Source organism: Sphingomonas sp. R647, from assembly GCF_020177055.1.
Classification (GTDB): domain Bacteria; phylum Pseudomonadota; class Alphaproteobacteria; order Sphingomonadales; family Sphingomonadaceae; genus Sphingomonas.
Genome location: NZ_JAIQXT010000006.1, coordinates 339,516 through 356,953 on the forward strand (window position 1 = coordinate 339,516; position 17,438 = coordinate 356,953).

A 17,438-nucleotide genomic window follows, 5' to 3' on the forward strand; every position below is an offset into this window, starting at 1 on the left:
CTGGGCGCGGCACCGCCCTGCGCGGCGTGCCAGCATGGCGCACGGTAACTTCGAGACGGTGCAAATAGCGATATCGAATCGCGCGCGATCCGCGATAGAAACGCCTGCGAAACGGGGGCGGCGACGGGCGGTGACAGGAATCCAGACACGCGGCTGGCATGTCGCATTGGCCGCCGCCGCCGCGCTGCACATGCTGCTGTCGCTGGTCGTGCCACAATGGTCGCTCGTGTTCGTGGTCGGCACCGGCGCATTCATGGTCATCGCCATCGTCCGCTGCATCGATGCCGCGCGCAGGGAACCCGCGCGCACGTTTCGCTGGGTTGCGCTGGCGCTGGCGCTGCTGCTGTGGCTCGCCTCCTACATCGTCTATCCGCTGATCCCGCGCGATACGCCGCTCGCAACGAGTCACGCGGCGTTCGACACGCTGCTTGAAATGGCGCGCATGGCGCCGCTGTTCCTGCTGCTGGCCCATAATCCGGCGACCAGCGCGGCCCCGTTCCGGCATGTCGACATGGCGCGCGCGGCGTTGTTCGTGCTGATCGCCTCCGCCCTGCTGTTTCCCGGCATGGTGAGCGCGCGTGCCGACAGCTACGCGCTCGGGTTCATGACGGCCTATGGCTATAATGTCTGGCTCAAGCTCGCACCCGCGCTGTTCGCGCTGATCGCCTGGGCGGTGCAGCCGACCCGGGCCGACCGGCGCTTCATCGGCCATGTCGCCTTGCTGTGGGTCGGCAGCGTTGCCATCAGCATCGCCCTCAACGGCTATTACCTCGCCAATGGCAGCGCCATTCCCGATTCCTCGCCTTACTGGTGGCCAGCCGATCTGCCGTTCATCCTGTTCGTTCTGGCCACGTTGCGTCCCGCGCGCGATGCCGGGCTGGGCGAGCACGGGTTCGCCGCCCGCCAGCGCAACGTCATCGCCGAATCGATCCGCCGCGTCGCGCCCAGCCTGTTGACCGCCGCGATGCTCGCGATGGCGCTGGTGATCGCCACCCGCACCCCGCTCGCCGGCCTGATCCTCGGCGCCTGCGTCATCGGGCTGCACGCGGTGCGCTCGCTGATGATCGAGGTGCGCTATGTCACCACGCTCGACGCGGTCGAAACCGCGCACGACACGATGAGCCGCCTCGCCGAGCGCGATCACCTCACCGGCATCGCCAACCGCCGCGCCTTCGATGCGGAACTGACCGACGCATGGTCGGCGATGCGCGCGCAGCACCAGCCCTTTGCGCTGCTGATGATCGATCTCGACGCGTTCAAGGCGTTCAACGAAGTCGCAGGCAGTGCAGCGGGCGACCAGTGCCTTCAGCGGTGCAGCTGGCTGCTCCAGGCCGAACTCGGTCCGGACGACCTGATCGCGCGCTATGGCGGGGCCGAGTTCGTCGTCCTCGCCCGCACCGCCTCATTGCACGGCGCGATGAAGCTCGCCGAACGGCTGCGCCTCGCCATTGCCGACGAAGCCATCGCGCACCCGGCATCAACCCACGGCATCGTCACCGTCAGCATCGGCGTGGCGGTTGCGGCCGCCGCGCCGGGCGACCGCACCACCCGCGCGCTGCTCGCCCGCGTCGATGATGCGCTCGCCCGCGCCAAGGCTCGCGGCCGCAACCGCGTCGAAACCGCCGCCTGGCCGCTCGCCGCGGCGGGGTAACTGGCGCGTTTTCAGCTTGCGCTGAACCGGCACCGGCCCGCTCCCCCACCCGGCCACCCATAGAATACACTGTCGTTGGGTGGCCGGGTGGGGGAGCGGGCTGGTGCCGGCCCACAGAAAACGACCCTACTTCAAATCAGGCGCCAGCGCTTCTTCGCGCAGCATCGCGATCGCCTCATCGAGCGACATCACCTTCTGCCCCTCGCTGCCCAAGGTGCGGACGGCGACGGTGCCCTCCTCCGCCTCGCGCTTGCCGACCACCAGCAGATGCGGAACCTTGGCAAGGCTATGCTCGCGCACCTTGTAGTTGATCTTCTCGTTGCGCAGATCGCTCTCGACCCGGATGCCCGCCGCCTTCAGCTTGGCGACCGCGTCCTTCGCATAGTCGTCGGCGTCCGACACGATCGTCGCCACCACCGCCTGCACCGGCGCCAGCCACACCGGCAGACGCCCGGCGAAATGCTCGATCAGGATGCCGATAAACCGCTCATACGACCCAAAGATCGCGCGGTGCAGCATCACCGGCCGATGCCGCTCGCCATCCTCGCCGACATAGCTCGCATCCAGCCGCTCGGGCAGCACGCGGTCCGACTGGATCGTGCCCACCTGCCACGTCCGCCCGATCGCGTCGGTCAGGTGCCATTCCAGCTTCGGCGCATAAAACGCCCCCTCGCCCGGCAGCTCTTCCCAGCCATAGGCCTCGGTCGCCAGCCCCGCGCGCACCACCGCGTCGCGCAGCTCATTCTCCGCCTTGTCCCAGTCGGCCTCGGACCCGAAACGCTTCTCCGGCCGCAGCGCCAGCTTGATCGAATAGGTAAAGCCAAAATCGCGATACACCCGATCCGCCAGCTCGCAGAACGCCTGCACCTCGGCGACGATCTGGTCCTCGCGGCAAAAGATATGCGCGTCGTCCTGGGTGAACTGCCGCACGCGCATCAGCCCGTGCAGCGCGCCATGCGGCTCGTTGCGGTGACAGCACCCATTCTCGTACAGCCGCAGCGGCAGCTCGCGATAGCTCTTCAGCCCCTGCCGGAAAATCAGCACATGCGCCGGGCAATTCATCGGCTTGAGCGCCATCCAGTCGGCCTCGCCGCTGATCACCGGGCCTTCATCGTCGACGTTCGGCACCTCGTCGGGGATCACGAACATATTCTCGCGATACTTGCCCCAATGGCCCGACTGCTCCCATTGGCGCGCGTCCATCACCTGCGGCGTCTTGACCTCGCGATAGCCCGCCGCGTCGATCGCGCGGCGCATATACGCCTCGAGCTGACGCCACACCATGTAGCCCTTGGGGTGCCAGAACACGCTGCCATGCGCCTCGGCCTGAAGGTGGAACAGGTCCATCTCCGCGCCCAGCTTGCGATGGTCGCGCTTGGCCGCTTCCTCCAGCTTCAGCAGATGCGCGTCGAGCTGCTTCTTGTTGAGCCACCCGGTGCCATAGATGCGCGTCAGCTGCGCATTCTTCTGGTCGCCACGCCAATAGGCACCCGCGACGCGCATCAGCTTGAACGCCTGCGGATCGAGCTTCCCGGTCGATGCCAGGTGCGGCCCGCGGCACATGTCGAGCCAGTCGTCGCCCGACCAATACACCGTCAGCTCCTCGCCCTCGGGCAGCTCGGCAGCCCATTGCGCCTTGAAGCTCTCGCCCTGCGCGCTCCACCGATCGATCAGCGCCTGCCGGCTCCACACCTCACGGCGCAGCGGCTTGTCCGCCCGGATGATCTCGCGCATCGTCTCCTCGATCGCGGGCAAATCCTCCATCGAGAAGGGCGCACGCGACGCCGGGGCCATCACGTCATAATAAAACCCGTCATCGGTCGCCGGCCCGAACGTGATCTGCGTGCCGGGAAACAGCGCCTGCACCGCCTCGGCCAGGATATGCGCAAAGTCATGCCGCGCCAGCTCCAGCGCATCCGCCTCGTCGCGCGCCGTCACCAGCGCCAGCTGAGCGTCGCCCTCCAGCGGCCGGTTGATGTCGCGCAATTCGCCATCGACCCGCGCGGCAATCGCCGCCTTGGCCAGCCCCGGCCCGATCGCGGCGGCAATGTCACCAGGCGTAGTCCCCGGCGCGACCTGCCGCACGGAGCCATCGGGAAGCGTGATCGAAAGAAGCTGCGCCATATCAGTCCTGCATGTTTGACGTGCCTATGCACGGGGCAGCGCTGTAGGAAAAGAGGCAGGATCAGGAGGAGCAGCGCCATCTCACCCGATCCCGGGCAAGAGGGCGACGCCGCGGTTCTAACCGCGCACGCCAAACCCTCCCGCCGCGGCGGGAGTAGTGGTGCTAGTGCTGGCAAAGCGAACGGCCATGCGGGGGATATAGCGCAGAGAGGGCCCCGACGCCAGAGCCGGGCAAAAGCCCCTCCCCTTCAGGGGAGGGGTTGGGGTGGGGCAGTGCGGCAAGCGCCCGCCAAGCGAGAATGGCCTTCTTCTTCCCATCCTCAAACGCTACCCTCCGCCCATGCCCGCCGACCACCGCATCACCACCATCCTCCCCTGCCGCGACCTGCAGGCCAGCACCGACTTCTACCAGCGCCTCGGCCTCACCCTCGACAGCGATTGGGGCCATTACCGCATCCTCAGCGACGGCAAGGGCTGGCACCTGCACCTGCGCCACGAACCCAACACGCCCCAGGCACCCGACAACCCCTTCGGCCTCTACCTCTACGCCGAAGACATCGACGCCATCGCCGACCGCGTCCGCAACGCGATCATCGAACCCGGCGCGCCGCATTTGAAGCCTTGGGGCATGTACGAATTCGCCGTCAGCGACCCCGACGGCACACTGGTCCGCGTGGGGCGGGAGGGGTGAGCGCCGCGCGCATGCTCTTCCTCCTCGCCGCTGCCCTCGCGGTCGCGGGATGCGAGCGAAAGGTCGATACGATCGCGCAGCCCGACTCATCGAATGCTACAGCGTCGATCGGTCAGCCGTTCAAGGATCGCCGCGTCACCAACCCCTTCCCTCAGGCAACCCAGCTGCGCCTGTTCGTCGAGGTCGGCTATACCGAGACCGGCAAGCCGATCCTCAGCAAGGCAAAGGGGGTCCAACTCAACGCGACCCAGCGCAAGGCGTTCGAGGAAAGCCTTGTGATCATCGCGGCTCCGGAAGAGGAAAGCGCGTGCTTCATGCCCCACCATTTCTTCCGCTATTATGATGCGCGCGGAAAGGAGGTCGGCGATGTCGCGGTTTGCTTCTGCTGCTACGGGGTCGGGGCTTCCGGCAGCAAAGCGCTGGAACCTCCTGATGGCGCGATGCTCAGCGCCGATTATCAAAGCGTGAAGGCGCTCGTCGCAGCGCTCGGCGAACCGACGGACGTGCTCTGCGATTAAGCAAACCGGCAATCTCTAGCCCCTCCCGCCTTCGCGGGAGGGGTTGGGGACGGTCTTCTGCTTCTGCTTCTGCTTCAACGCACAATCGCCGCACCAGCCCCATCGTCACCCCGGCCCCGTGCCGGGGTCCACCCCGCCACGCACCCGGTAATCGAGGCTCGACAGCCCCCCCCACCCGTCATGCTGAACTCGTTTCAGCATCCACCGCACCACAACCGGCGCAGTCGCGTGAGGACGGGTGGACCCTGAACCAGGTTCAGGTTGACGAACGGAAAAAGGGGAGGCGGTTCGCAACCAACACCCCTTTCTTACAAACCCCCAAAAAAGCGCATAAACTGGTCGATGCGCAAACAGCCCGACACCACCCACCAACCAAGCGGCGCCCCACCGTCGCAGACCCGTCGCGCCGGTGTCGCGTCGCCGTCCCACATCGGTCGCCCCACCGTCGCATCCCGGTCGCACCAAAGTCGCGCCACTGGTGTCGCCCCGTCGCCCACCTGTCGCGTCGCAGTCGCCTACCCGGCGCAAACCGGTCGCATCCCGGTCGCGTCAGCCCAATACACGCATGTTTTCGTCAGGATCGTCGGACGCCTGTCAGCCGCGACCTCAAATCACCCCGAACGGTACCACCCGGTTCAGCGCAATATGCCCGATCCCCGACCGGCCGAGATACGGCACCCCCATCTCGCGGCACCAGCGGATGATCACCTGTTCCAGCGATTCGCCGAACGGCACGTCATTGTCGACCATGTCGGTCACCGCGCCCAGCCGCACCCCGGCGATGCCCTGCAGCTGGGTGGCATGCGCCATCTGGAACAGCATCCGGTCGATCCGGTACATCGGCTCGCCGACCTCCTCGATATGCAGGACATGGTCGGTCAAATCGGGCAGCCACGGCGTGCCGATCATCGCCGCCAGGATCGACAGGTTGAACGCCGCCGCCGGGCGACCGTCCAATGTCGGCTCCAGCCCGTCGCGCTTGCCGTCAATCAGCCAGCTGAGCACCCATCCGGCGTCGGTGCCCTTGTCATTGACGCCCATGGCGCTCGCCATCGATCCATGCGCCTGCCGCCCGATCCGCCGCGCATAGAGCGCACCCAGCATGAACCCCATGTCGGAATAGCCGACATAGGTCTTGTTGCGCGCCGCCGCCCCAAGCTGCGGCATCGCGACATCGAGGATGCGGTTGGAGCCATAGCCGCCGCGCGCGAACCAGATCGCGTCGAACGCCGCATCATTGGCGAACTCCACAAACGCCGCCGCGCGAACCTCGTCGGGTCCTGCAAAATGCCCTTCGGTCAGGAAGCATTGCGGGTGGAACACGATTTCGTGCGCAGGCCAGTACAGCGCCATGAACGCCTGCATCCGCGCCGCCGATTCCGCGCTGACTGTCCGTGCCGGTGCGACGACGCCGATCCGCATAGTGTCTCTGGTCCCCAACTTCCGTTCGTGCTGAGCGTGTCGAAGCACCTGTCCGCCCCGCTTCATCGTGCAGGGCCAGCCCTTCGACAGGCTCAGGGCGAACGGAGGGGTGTAGCCCTTGCCCGTCGCCTGCTAACCCGCGATAGCCTGCGATAATGCACAACGGCAAACCCCATTTTTTCGTCGGGATCGGCGGCAGCGGCATGATGCCGCTCGCGATGATCCTTGCTGGCCAGGGCGCGAGCGTCGCCGGCTCGGACCGCAGCCTCGATTCCGGGCGTCTCCCCGCCAAGTTCGACGCGCTGCGCGCACTCGGCATCGACCTGTTTCCGCAGGACGGCAGCGGCATCACGTCGCCCGATCAGGTCGTGATCGCCTCCGCCGCGGTTGAAGACAGCGTCCCCGACATGGTTCAGGCCGCAGCACTGGGCTGCCCGCGCATGACTCGCGCCGAACTCAACGCAAAGCTGTTCAACGCCGCCCCGCTGTCGATCGGCGTCGCCGGGACCAGCGGCAAGTCGACCGTCACCGGCATGATCGCGTGGATCCTGCACAGCCTCGACCGCGATCCGACGGTGATGAACGGCGCGGTGATGAAGAACTTCGTCCGGCCCGAGGCACCCTTTGCCAGCGCCTTGGTCGGCGACGGCGACCTCTATGTCAGCGAAGTGGACGAGAGCGACGGATCGATCGCGCTCTACACCCCGCAGGTCGCGGTGCTCAACAATGTCAGCCTCGATCACAAGAGCCTCGAGGAGCTGCGCAGCCTGTTCGGCGAGTTCGCCGGGAAAGCGCGCACGACCATCGTCAATATCGGCGACGCCGAAAGCGCGGAACTGGCCAGGGCGCTCGACCCGGCCCGCACGCGGACCTTCGCGATCGATGCCGACGCCGACCTCTCCGCCCGCAACCTCACACCAGAACCCTTCGCGATCAGCTTCGATCTGGCGACGGACGGCACCACCCGCCGCATTCGCCTCTCGGTTCCCGGCACCCACAATGTCGCCAACGCCCTCGCCGCGATCGGCGCCTGCATCGCCGCCGGGCTCGACCCGGACGCGGTATGCGAGGCGATCCAGGGCTTCACCGGCCTGCGCCGCCGCTTCGAGCTGGTCGGCACCGCCAACGGCGTCGCGGTGATCGACGATTTCGGGCACAATCCCGACAAGATCGGCGCAACGCTCGACACGCTGCATGCCTTTCCCGGCCGCATCCTCGCGCTGTTCCAGCCGCACGGCTATGGCCCGCTCAAGGTGATGCGCCGCGAACTCGTCGCGATGTTCGCCGAAAAGCTTAACGCCGGCGACCAACTGATCCTCCCCGACCCGGTCTATCAGGGCGGCACCGTCGCGCGCGAAGTGACCAGCGCCGACATCATCGCCGACATCGCCGCCACCGGCCGCGACGCCCGCCACATCCCCGACCGCGCCGCCGCCGCCGCCCACCTCGCCGCGATCGCCCAGCCCGGCGACCGCATCGTGATCATGGGCGCAAGGGACGACACACTCAGCCTGCTCGCGCAAAGCGTGCTGGACGATTTGGAAAGGAACGCAGTCAAATAGGAAAGCACGCTTGACATAGGCGGACGACTCGACGTAAAGCTCACTTGTCATTTGAACAAGGGAGCTTTCCAATGCGTACAGCCGCCGCCAAGCGTTACCAGCGCCGCATGATCATCGTCTCGATGGCCTATGTCGCACTGATCGGTGCCAACACCGCGCTGGCTCACCTGTTCGCCCCGCCGGCCGCAATATTGGCCGCAATGGCCGTGGTGTCCGCGCTACCGATCGCCGGAATGCTCGCCACCCTCGGCCTGTATCTTGAGGAGGAGAGCGACGAATTCGTCCGCGACCGCATCATCCGCTCGATGCTGATCGCAATCGGAATTCTGCTCTCGGCAACGAGCATCATCGGGATGCTCCAGTTCGAGCAGCTGGTCGGCGAAGTTCCGGTCTTCCTCGCCTTCCCGCTCTGGTGTGGCATCTGGGGAATCGCCCAGTCCGTCCTCAGCTGGCGCGACAAGCGTGCGGAGGAAGCAGCATGAAGAACCGCCTCCGCGTCCTCCGCGCAGAGCGGGAATGGAGCCAGCAGGATCTGGCCGAACGACTCGAAGTGTCCCGGCAGAGCGTCAATGCGATCGAAACCGGCCGCTACGACCCCTCACTGCCGCTCGCCTTCAAGATCGCCGACCTGTTCGAGCTGACGATCGAAGACATTTTCACCAATCCCTCGAAGGAGGACTAAGCCGTGTTCCGCCTGATCGCCCTTGCCGCCATGGCCACAGCCTTCCTTGCTCCACCCCAGCACTGCCACGCCCAGACGGCCCCAGTCGCCGCCGAACAGCGGATGCAGCACATCTCGATCGTCGCTCTGGGCGAACCGAAGCCCGGCCGCGAACCGCTCTACCTGATCCCCGGCCTGTCCAGCCCCCGGCAGGTCTGGGACGGCATCGCCCCCGACCTGGCCAAAGACCGGCAGGTGCTGCTGGTCCAGGTCAACGGCTTCGGCGGCGACGATCTCGGCGCGAATGGCAAGCCCGGCATGACCGACGGCATCATCGCCGACCTCCTCGCCGATTCTACGAAGCGCGGTGCGAAGCGGCCCGCAGTGATCGGCCACAGCTATGGCGGCCTGATCGGCATGATGCTCGCCGCCCGCCACCCCGACCGCGTCGGCCGGTTGCTGGTTGTCGACACCCTGCCCTTCTTCGGCAAGCTGTTCGACCCCACCGCGACCCCTGCCAGCATTGCGCCGCGCGCCGAACAGCTGCGCAGCATGACGATCGCCGCGGCCGAGCTGACAAAGGCGATGCCGCCGATCACCAGCGACCCCGGCGGCATCTGGTCGAACACGGCCGAAGGACGGATCAAGGTCGCCAACTGGACCCGCCTCGCGAACCAGACCGCCGTCGCTCAGGCGCTGTACGAGGACCTGATCACCGATATCGGCCCGGAACTCGGCAAGGTGACCGCCAAGCCCTTCACCATCCTCTACGCCGCCGGCGTCGGTGAGGCGCAGGCGAAGGCCGTCTGGGAACCCGCCTATGCCGGCACCCCGGCCAAGCTGGTCGCGGTCGCCGACAGCTACCACTTCATCATGCTCGACCAGCCGCAGCGCTTCGCGGCAGAGGTGAAGGCATTCCTTGCCGAATGACCCCAACGAAAAGGGCCGCCCCGGCATCCCGGGACGGCCCTTCATTCGGTCAAGCGAGAACCGTCAGGCGATCGTCTGACCCGTCTTCGCCCAGTCGGCCATGAAGCCCTCGATCCCCTTGTCGGTCAGCGGATGCTTGACCAGCTGACGGATCACCGAAGGCGGCGCGGTCATCACATCGGCACCGAGCTTCGCCGCCTCAAGGATGTGGATCGGATGCCGCACGCTGGCGACCAGGATCTCGGTCTCGAACGCATAATTGTCGTAGATCAGCCGGATATCGCCGATCAGGTCCATGCCATCAAAGCCGATATCGTCATGCCGCCCAACGAACGGCGAGATGAAGGTCGCCCCAGCCTTCGCCGCGAGCAGCGCCTGATTGGCCGAGAAGCACAAGGTTACATTGACCATCGTCCCGTCGCTGGTCAGCGCCTTGCACGCCTTCAGCCCCTCGATCGTCAGCGGCAGCTTGACCGCGACATTGTCGGCGATCTTCCGCACGATCTCCGCCTCGCGCATCATGCCCTCATAGTCGAGCGCGACCACTTCGGCCGACACCGGACCGTCGACGATCCCGCAGATTTCGGCGACCACCTCGAGGAAGTTGCGCCCCGCCTTGTGGATCAGCGACGGGTTGGTGGTCACGCCATCCAGCAGCCCGGCATCCGCCAGCTCGCGAATATCGTTGGTGTCGGCGGTGTCGGCAAAGAACTTCATGCGGGAACTCCGGTGAAATGTGACAGTTGGATGACGGCGCGCTAAGCGGTGCGCGACTCTTTCGAGCAGCCCTCTAACACTGGACTCCGATGCGCTCCATCTTTCTTGCCCTGCCCCTGCTCATGCTGGCCGCAACCCCTGCCCTGGCGCAGGAACAGGACGGCGAACTGTGGCTAACCACGGGCGCATCCCTCTCGCTGGGCGAACACACTTCGCTCGACGGGGAAGTCCTCGCGCGGTTCAGCGACGCCGATGGCTTGTACGAATCCGAATTCGGCGCGGTCGTCACCCACGCGCTGAGCGACAGCGTTACGATCGCCGCAGGCTTCTATCGGGTCCCGGGCTATGAGCAGGGCAACCGCACCCATATCGACAACCGGCCGCGCCAGCAGATCACGGTCAAGCTGGGCACGTTCCTGGGCGGAAGCTGGCAGCTGCGCGGCCGTAGCGAGCAGCGGTTTCGTACCGACGGCGACGATGTGGGATTCAGGGTGCGACCACAAATCCGGTACGCACTTCCGCTGGGCGGCGACACCGAGTTTCGGCTGTCGCACGAGAGCTATTTCAACCTCAATGATACCGACTGGGGCCAGAAGGGCGGGCACGAGCGCATGCGGAACTTCGCGTCGCTGGCTACCCCGCTGACGGACACGCTGGAGCTCGAGGCGGGATATCTCAACCAGTACCGATTCGGACAGGGTGGCGACACGGACACGGTGGATCACGTGCTTTCCGTCGCGGTCTCGATCGACCTCTAACGCCTAGGGCGCGACCAGCATCACCTTCGCCGATGGCGTCGCGAGTCCCGTGACGTACAATCGATAGATCCCCGGCTGCAGGTCGTAGCGCACGATCTTGCGGATCGACGAGCAGTCCGGGCCGTGGCCATGCGCCGCCGATTTGAGCGCGTCGCCACCGGCCACCCCCGACACGACATCGACCCAGCCGCGCTGGTCGAGCGCGACGCCGTAGCGCCCGGCAGCCTCGATCCGGAACCCGATCATCGCCGCCCCGCCCGGCTTCGCCCCGGCAGGCACGCCGGGCAGCTTCGCGACAGCGCCCGCGTCGAGCGTCACCGCCCGATTGACCCCGAATCCGTCCGCCTGTGCGGTCCAGCCCGACAAATTGGCGGGCAGCGCGGCATCGGTCGCAGCGCATTGCGGGGCAGCCTGAAGCAGGAGGATGGCGGCAAGGAACATCGGCGAACTCCTTTATCAATGCGATACCGCTTTCCTACCGACTCGGGAATGCCGATATGGGGCAGGCATGTCCCGCGCCCGTGTCATCGTCCTCAACTCTGCGCTCGGCCCGCTCGACTATCGCGTGCCGCGTGGCATGGAGGTCGCGCCGGGGTCGATCGTCGTCGCGCCGCTTGGGCCGCGCCAACTGATCGGGGTGGTGTGGGAAGCCGAACGGCTGCCGACTGAAGAGATTGGCGACAACCGCCTGCGCAACTTGCTCGCTGTCGCAGACGCGCCGCCGATCCCCGCGCCGCTGCGCCGCCTGATCGAATGGACCGCCAACTATTATCTCGCCCCGCTCGCCTCGGTGCTGCGGATGGCGCTCAGCTCCACCTCGGCGCTCGAGGGCGGCAAGACCATCGTCGAATATCGCGCCACCGGCGAAATCCCGCCACGCATGACTGCCCAGCGCGAACAGGCGCTGGAGCGGATCGGCGACCGTCAGGGCCTGATCCGCGAGCTGGCGACGATTGCCGACGTTTCCGACGGCGTGATCCGCGGGCTGGTCAAGAGCGGCGCGATCGAGGGGGTGACCGTCGCGCTCGACACACCCTACCCCCTGCCCGACCCCGCATTCGGCGCGCCCGCGCTGTCCGCCGAACAGGCGGAGGTCGCAGCAACGCTGCGCACGGCGGTCGATGCGCGCGCGTTCCAACCCTTCCTGCTCGACGGCGTCACCGGATCGGGCAAGACCGAAGTCTATTTCGAGGCGGTGGCCGAGGCGATCCGCGCCGGCCGCCAAAGCCTCGTCCTGCTCCCCGAAATCGCGCTGACCGAGCCGTTCCTCAAGCGCTTCCACGCCCGCTTCGGGGTCGAGCCGATCGCCTGGCACTCCGGCCTGCGCCAGTCGCAGCGCCGCCGGGCGTGGCGCGCCATCGCCAATGGCGAGGCGCTGGTCACCGTCGGCGCACGCTCGTCGCTGTTCCTGCCCTACCCCAATCTCGGCCTGATCGTCGTCGATGAGGCGCACGAGACAAGCTTCAAGCAGGAGGAAGGCGTCCATTACCACGCGCGCGACGTCGCGGTGATGCGCGGGCATTTCGAGGGCTGTCCGGTGATCCTCGCCAGCGCCACGCCCGCGATCGAAACGCGTCAGCAGGTCGCACTCGGCCGCTATGCCGAACTCAAGCTGCCCGGCCGCTATGGCGTCGCGGAAATGCCCGCGATCGAGGCGATCGACCTGCTCGCCGACCCGCCGATGCGCGGTCGCTGGCTCGCCCCCAAGCTGGTCCGCGCGATCGACGCGACGCTGGAGCGCAAAGAACAGGCGTTGCTGTTCCTCAACCGCCGCGGCTATGCCCCGCTGACGCTGTGCCGCACCTGCGGGCATCGCTTCCAATGTCCCAATTGCACCGCGTGGATGGTCGAGCATCGCCTGATCAACCGCCTCGCCTGCCACCATTGCGGCCACGCCATCCCGACCCCGCGTGCCTGCCCCGAATGCGACAGCGAGGACAGCCTGGTCGCGTGCGGCCCCGGCGTCGAACGCATCGCGGATGAGGTTGCGGCGCTGTTCCCCGACGCCAAGACCGCCATCGTCACCTCCGACACGATCTGGTCCCCGGCCAAGGCGGCGGAGTTCGTCGCGCGGATGGAGGCGGGCGACATCGACATCGTCGTCGGCACGCAATTGGTGACCAAGGGCTATCACTTCCCCAATTTGACGCTGGTCGGCGTGGTCGATGCCGATCTCGGCCTTGAGGGCGGCGACCTGCGCGCGGCGGAGCGCAGCTTCCAGCAGATCTGTCAGGTCGCCGGACGCGCGGGCCGCGGCGAAAAGCCCGGCACTGTGCTGATCCAGACGCATAGCCCCAAGGCGCCGGTCATGCGCGCATTGGTCAATGGAGATGCCGAAGGCTTCTACGCCGCCGAGACCGAGGCGCGGCGCGAGGCGGGCGCGCCGCCGTTCGGTCGCTTCGCCGCGATCATCGTGTCGAGCGAGGACAAGGACTCGGCCCTCGACACCGCCCGCGCGATCGGTCGCAGCGCGCCAAAGGTGGAGGCGATGCAGGTGTTCGGCCCCGCCCCTGCCCCGCTGGCGATGCTGCGCGGCCGCCACCGCTTCCGCCTGCTCGTCCATGCCCGCCGCGCGCTCGACGTGCAGGACGTGATCCGCGACTGGCTCGGCGGCCTTGAATGGTCGGCCAAGGTGCGGGTGGTGGTGGACGTGGACCCCTACAACTTCTTGTAATCTTGCGTTTAGCGCCAGACGCTGCCTACTCTTCACCGAATTGGGGGAGGGTCGAATGCGGTTATGGGGTCTGACGCTAGTCGCGGTGGCAATGCTTTTACCAAATGTCGCGCGCGCCGATTGGTACGAAGCGAGTAGCAAGCACTTCGTCGTCTATGCGAACGACAAGCCCGAGCGGATTCGGGAATTCGCCGAAGATCTCGAGAAATTCGAGAATGTGATGACGCTCTACTATCCCGCGGCACTGAAGCCGACGACAGGGCCAGCAAATCGCGTCACGGTATTCGTAACCTCCGGACCCGGGGCGGTGTCGATCCGCCAGCTGACCAAAACCCGGTTCACCGCCGGATTCTATATCCCGCGTGCCGGAGCCAATGTCGCGTTCGTCCCGCGGCTATCCACCCGAACCGAACCGATGGAGCTTTCCGGCCTGACCGTGCTGCGCCACGAATATGCGCATCACTTCATGTACACCCGCTTCAATGCCGTGTTTCCGATCTGGTTCAGCGAAGGATTTGGCGAGTTCTGGTCAACCTTCACCTTTTTGAAGAGCGGCGAAGCGCTGGTCGGTGCCGTGCCCCAGCATCGCGCATGGGGGCTACGGGCCGGCAATCCCCTGCCTGCCAAAGACCTTGTGACGCTCGCCAATCGAAAGCTCAACGATGAGGAACGGGAAGCGATCTATGGCCGTGGATGGCTGCTCACCCATTATCTGACGCATGATCCCGAGCGTCAGAAGATGCTGCTCCGCTACATTGGCGCGATCAACACGGGTGAGTCGCTGGAGAAGGCGGCCGAGGCGTTCGGCGATCCCAAGGAACTGGATCGCGCGCTGCAGAAATATATGAACGGCAAATTCCCGGTGAAGGTCATTGACGGCGCGAAGTTGAACCCAGGCCCGGTCGAGCTGCGAAAGCTGACCGCAGGCGAGGTCGCGACAATGGCCGTGCGGATTCGTTCGCGCGCTGGCGTCGATGCTGAGGAAGCGAAAGACGTGCTGGTCGATGCACGGAAGGCCGCCGCTCCCTTCCCCGATGACGCAGGGGCACAGGTAGCGCTCGCCGAAGCCGAATTTGACGCCGGGAACTATCCGCTTGCGCTGGCTGCGGCGGAACGCGCGATCGCCGCGAATCCGAAATTGGGTGAAGCGCTCGTCTATCGCGCGATGGCCACGCTGGAGCTTGCCGTGGCTGCCGACAGCGATGCAGCGGCGTGGCGGGCTGTCCGCCGCACGATCGTGGCGGCTAATCGCAACGATCCGGAAGATCCACGTCCCTTGATGCTGTTCTATCGCAGCTTTGTCGAAGCGGGCGAAGCGCCGATCGAAGCGGCCAAGGACGGCCTCATCAAAGCGCTCGACACTGCGCCCACCGATATGGGGCTACGCATGACCATTGCTGCCATGCAGTTGTTCGATGGCAAGCGCGCGCAGGCGAGTGCGACGTTGCGGCCCGTCGCGTATCACCCTCATGGCGGCGAACTCGCCAACAAGGCGCGTGACATGATCGCCGCAATCGAACGGGGCGACACGGCCGAGGCGATCATGGGCGTGGAAGAGAAGCAGGAATAGCGTCGGGCAGCGTAGGATCCCCGCTTGAACCGGCCATGCGCTTCCGCGATGACGGTGGTGGTCTCGCTGGAGGAGTATCCGTGACACGACTGCTGCTGGTGCTGACGATGTTGCTCGCATGGGCACATCCCGCGCGCGCGGACGACGACATCTCCGCCGCCGGCCGCGGAGTCGTGCGGATCGTCACCATCGCCACGGTCGAGGGCGAAGTGGTCGGTTTCGGCCATGGCAGCGGTTTTGCCGTCGCGCCCAACCGTGTGCTCACCAACGCGCATGTCGTCGAGTCAGCAGAACGCTATCCCGGCAATGTGATGATCGGCGTCGTCCCGTCGGAGGGCGACAAGTCGTTCCAGGGTCGGCTGATCGCGATCGACAGCGACCGCGATCTGGCGCTGATCGAATTCACCGGTATCCGCCTGCCCGCACTGACCTTCTACTCCGGCCCGATCAGTGAGGGGAATGCGATGATCGCGCTCGGCTATCCGGGCAATGTCGATCTCGCCACCGCGCGCACCGCCACGGACTTCATCACCCCGCTCACCCCGATCCGCTCGCAGGGCGTGTTTTCGGGCCGCCGCGCCCTTCAGGGAGTTAAGGTACTGCTGCACACCGCGGGTATCGCGCGCGGCAATTCGGGCGGGCCGCTGCTCGATCCGTGCGGGCGGGTGCTCGGCGTCAACGCCGCGCTGACCCGCGCCGACGATGGCGACGCCAGCTTCGGTTTTGCGATCAGCAACGAAGAGGTCGCCGCCTTCCTGCGTGAGGCGAAGCAGCCGATGCCGTCGAACGGCGTCACCTGCACCAGCATCGCCGACCGTCTGGCGCAGGACCGCACCGCCGCCGAACAGGCGCGCGCAGCCGACGAACAGCGCGCGCGCGAAGCTGCCGGAAAAGTCGCCGCCGACCGTGACGATGCGATCCAGCAGGCGCGCAGCGAGAATATCGTGACGCGCGAAAACTATATGGCCGGTGCCGCCTTGCTGCTGGTGATGGGTGCCTTCGCGCTCGGCATCGCCGGCCTGCTGCTCACCCGCGAGCAAAAGCGTGAAGCGATCCTCACCGCAGTCGGGGGCGGCGCGCTCATTATCGCCTCGGTCGCGACCTTCGTGCTGCGCCCGGCGTTCGATCCCGCTGCCGTCGATGGCGGCGCACGCGTGGCGGTGCCGCCGCCGGTCGCGCAGCCCGGGGGGCTCGGCAAGATGGTCTGCACGATCGACCCCGTCCGCTCACGCGTCACCGTGTCCGATACCAAGGATGTCGCGATCGACATCAACCCCGATGGCTGCGTCAACGGGCGCACCCAATATGCCGAGGCCGGACAGAACTGGCAGCGCATCCTGGTCCCGGACGATGAGGCGACCGTATCGGTTCTCGAATATGCCCCGACGACGCGGACCTATTCGACGACGCGCTATCTGCTCTCCGCCGCGCAGATGGACACCGCGCGCAAGCGCCGCGCCGATGTGAAGGTCAAGGCATGCTCGACCGACCCGGCCTCGCGCGCCGACCTCGCCACCCGCCAACAGTCGATCCGCACCGCTTTGCCGCAGATCTTCAACGAACGGCTGATCTATAGCTGCAAGCCGGCGGGCTGAGATGAGCTGGCGCGCGATGACCGTCGCCGATCTTCCGGCGGTGACCGCGATCTCGGCGGCGGTCCATGGTCGCTATGGCGAGCCGGTCGAGGTCTATGCCGAACGTCTCGCACTGTGGCCGAGCGGCTGCTTCGTCTGGCAGCAGGGCGATGCCATCGCCGGCCTGCTCGTCGCCCACCCCTGGCACCGTGTGACCTCGCCCGAACTCGGCGCGCTGCTCGGTACCATTCCGCAAGACGCCGACAGCTTCTACCTCCACGACATCGCCTTGCTCCCCGAAACGCGCGGGCAAGGCGCGGGCAAGGCGGCGACAGCGCTCGTGATCGATCGCGCCCGGTCGGCAGGGTATAGCGATATCACGCTCGTCGCGGTCAACGGCGCCGAGGCGTTCTGGACGACACAGGGCTTCGCGATCACCGAAGCGGGCGGCTACGGCCCCGGCACCTACCGGATGCACCGCACGGTCGACTAGCGTCGTTTCTGTTTAGGCGGCACCGGCCCGCTCCCCCACCCGGCCACCCATAGAATACACTGTCGTTGGGTGGCCGGGTGGGGGAGCGGGCCG

The 17,438-nt window shown here is 66.5% G+C and carries 16 protein-coding genes; 12 read left to right on the plus strand and 4 right to left on the minus strand.

Annotated elements, in window-relative coordinates; translation table 11 throughout:
• Window positions 1–130 precede the first annotated feature (130 nt).
• A complete protein-coding gene (locus K9B35_RS20310) occupies window positions 131–1,651 on the plus strand; it encodes a GGDEF domain-containing protein (RefSeq protein ID WP_224923195.1) in 1,521 nt (506 codons plus the stop codon).
• Window positions 1,652–1,777: 126 nt separating this feature from the next.
• On the opposite strand, the gene thrS is transcribed toward K9B35_RS20310, so the two are convergent.
• Window positions 1,778–3,775 carry a threonine--tRNA ligase gene (gene thrS / locus K9B35_RS17120; RefSeq protein WP_224923196.1) on the minus strand — a complete coding sequence of 666 codons (1,998 nt, stop codon included), beginning with the start codon at window positions 3,773–3,775 and terminating at the stop codon, window positions 1,778–1,780.
• Window positions 3,776–4,115: 340 nt separating this feature from the next.
• On the opposite strand from thrS, the gene K9B35_RS17125 reads away from it, so the two are divergent.
• Together K9B35_RS17125 and K9B35_RS17130 are read left to right on the plus strand one after the other, a co-directional pair.
• Window positions 4,116–4,466, plus strand: a complete 351-nt coding sequence (locus K9B35_RS17125) for a VOC family protein (RefSeq protein ID WP_224923197.1) — start codon at window positions 4,116–4,118, stop codon at window positions 4,464–4,466.
• On the plus strand, window positions 4,463–4,984 hold the full coding sequence (locus tag K9B35_RS17130; RefSeq protein WP_224923198.1) for a hypothetical protein: 522 nt from the start codon (window positions 4,463–4,465) through the stop codon (window positions 4,982–4,984). Before K9B35_RS17125 ends, K9B35_RS17130 begins: the two co-directional genes overlap by 4 nt.
• Window positions 4,985–5,590: 606 nt before the next feature.
• On the opposite strand, the gene K9B35_RS17135 is transcribed toward K9B35_RS17130, so the two are convergent.
• A complete protein-coding gene (locus K9B35_RS17135; protein WP_224923199.1) occupies window positions 5,591–6,406 on the minus strand; it encodes an LD-carboxypeptidase in 816 nt (271 codons plus the stop codon).
• Between the two features lie 155 nt (window positions 6,407–6,561).
• Here K9B35_RS17135 and K9B35_RS17140 point away from each other — a divergent pair, with 155 nt between their 5' ends.
• The 4 genes from K9B35_RS17140 (at window position 6,562) to K9B35_RS17155 (ending at window position 9,559) form a co-directional block, all read left to right on the plus strand.
• Entirely contained in the window at window positions 6,562–7,968 is a 1,407-nt protein-coding gene (locus tag K9B35_RS17140; RefSeq protein ID WP_224923200.1) for a UDP-N-acetylmuramate--L-alanine ligase, read from the plus strand.
• 71 nt (window positions 7,969–8,039) lie between these two features.
• Window positions 8,040–8,450, plus strand: coding sequence for a hypothetical protein (locus tag K9B35_RS17145; RefSeq protein ID WP_224923201.1), 411 nt, complete (start codon window positions 8,040–8,042; stop codon window positions 8,448–8,450).
• Window positions 8,447–8,650, plus strand: coding sequence for a helix-turn-helix transcriptional regulator (locus tag K9B35_RS17150; RefSeq protein WP_224923202.1), 204 nt, complete (start codon window positions 8,447–8,449; stop codon window positions 8,648–8,650). The genes K9B35_RS17145 and K9B35_RS17150 overlap by 4 nt, the downstream gene beginning before the upstream one ends.
• Before the next feature lie 3 nt (window positions 8,651–8,653).
• Window positions 8,654–9,559 (plus strand): alpha/beta fold hydrolase, encoded by a 906-nt coding sequence (locus K9B35_RS17155; RefSeq protein WP_224923203.1) that lies wholly within the window; start codon window positions 8,654–8,656, stop codon window positions 9,557–9,559.
• A 63-nt stretch (window positions 9,560–9,622) separates the two neighbouring features.
• Here K9B35_RS17155 and fsa read toward each other — a convergent pair whose 3' ends face one another.
• Complete coding sequence (gene fsa, locus K9B35_RS17160) at window positions 9,623–10,276, minus strand: fructose-6-phosphate aldolase (RefSeq protein ID WP_224923204.1); 654 nt, start codon at window positions 10,274–10,276, stop codon at window positions 9,623–9,625.
• 122 nt (window positions 10,277–10,398) lie between these two features.
• On the opposite strand from fsa, the gene K9B35_RS17165 reads away from it, so the two are divergent.
• On the plus strand, window positions 10,399–11,034 hold the full coding sequence (locus K9B35_RS17165) for a DUF2490 domain-containing protein (protein ID WP_224923205.1): 636 nt from the start codon (window positions 10,399–10,401) through the stop codon (window positions 11,032–11,034).
• 3 nt (window positions 11,035–11,037) lie between these two features.
• Here the strand turns inward: K9B35_RS17165 and K9B35_RS17170 are convergent, their stop codons facing one another.
• Entirely contained in the window at window positions 11,038–11,475 is a 438-nt protein-coding gene (locus K9B35_RS17170) for a hypothetical protein (protein ID WP_224923206.1), read from the minus strand.
• A 67-nt stretch (window positions 11,476–11,542) separates the two neighbouring features.
• Here K9B35_RS17170 and K9B35_RS17175 point away from each other — a divergent pair, with 67 nt between their 5' ends.
• The 4 genes from K9B35_RS17175 (at window position 11,543) to K9B35_RS17190 (ending at window position 17,345) form a co-directional block, all read left to right on the plus strand.
• Entirely contained in the window at window positions 11,543–13,708 is a 2,166-nt protein-coding gene (locus tag K9B35_RS17175; protein ID WP_224923207.1) for a primosomal protein N', read from the plus strand.
• A gap of 91 nt (window positions 13,709–13,799) precedes the next feature.
• Window positions 13,800–15,278 carry a DUF1570 domain-containing protein gene (locus K9B35_RS17180; protein ID WP_224923208.1) on the plus strand — a complete coding sequence of 493 codons (1,479 nt, stop codon included), beginning with the start codon at window positions 13,800–13,802 and terminating at the stop codon, window positions 15,276–15,278.
• 80 nt (window positions 15,279–15,358) lie between these two features.
• Window positions 15,359–16,873: a trypsin-like peptidase domain-containing protein gene (locus K9B35_RS17185; protein WP_224923209.1), complete on the plus strand. Its 1,515-nt coding sequence runs from the start codon at window positions 15,359–15,361 to the stop codon at window positions 16,871–16,873.
• A 1-nt stretch (window position 16,874) separates the two neighbouring features.
• Entirely contained in the window at window positions 16,875–17,345 is a 471-nt protein-coding gene (locus tag K9B35_RS17190; protein ID WP_224923210.1) for a GNAT family N-acetyltransferase, read from the plus strand.
• Window positions 17,346–17,438: the final 93 nt, after the last annotated feature.

Excerpts from the sequence above, each read along its gene's own strand:
- thrS (WP_224923196.1), bottom strand. The coding sequence starts at position 3,775 with ATGGCGCAGCTTCTTTCGATCACGCTTCCCGATGGCTCCGTGCGGCAG.
- K9B35_RS17125 (WP_224923197.1), top strand. The coding sequence starts at position 4,116 with ATGCCCGCCGACCACCGCATCACCACCATCCTCCCCTGCCGCGACCTG.
- K9B35_RS17135 (WP_224923199.1), bottom strand. The coding sequence starts at position 6,406 with ATGCGGATCGGCGTCGTCGCACCGGCACGGACAGTCAGCGCGGAATCG.
- K9B35_RS17140 (WP_224923200.1), top strand. The coding sequence starts at position 6,562 with ATGCACAACGGCAAACCCCATTTTTTCGTCGGGATCGGCGGCAGCGGC.
- K9B35_RS17145 (WP_224923201.1), top strand. The coding sequence starts at position 8,040 with ATGCGTACAGCCGCCGCCAAGCGTTACCAGCGCCGCATGATCATCGTC.
- K9B35_RS17150 (WP_224923202.1), top strand. The coding sequence starts at position 8,447 with ATGAAGAACCGCCTCCGCGTCCTCCGCGCAGAGCGGGAATGGAGCCAG.
- fsa (WP_224923204.1), bottom strand. The coding sequence starts at position 10,276 with ATGAAGTTCTTTGCCGACACCGCCGACACCAACGATATTCGCGAGCTG.
- K9B35_RS17165 (WP_224923205.1), top strand. The coding sequence starts at position 10,399 with ATGCTGGCCGCAACCCCTGCCCTGGCGCAGGAACAGGACGGCGAACTG.
- K9B35_RS17170 (WP_224923206.1), bottom strand. The coding sequence starts at position 11,475 with ATGTTCCTTGCCGCCATCCTCCTGCTTCAGGCTGCCCCGCAATGCGCT.
- K9B35_RS17175 (WP_224923207.1), top strand. The coding sequence starts at position 11,543 with ATGTCCCGCGCCCGTGTCATCGTCCTCAACTCTGCGCTCGGCCCGCTC.
- K9B35_RS17180 (WP_224923208.1), top strand. The coding sequence starts at position 13,800 with ATGCTTTTACCAAATGTCGCGCGCGCCGATTGGTACGAAGCGAGTAGC.
- K9B35_RS17190 (WP_224923210.1), top strand. The coding sequence starts at position 16,875 with ATGAGCTGGCGCGCGATGACCGTCGCCGATCTTCCGGCGGTGACCGCG.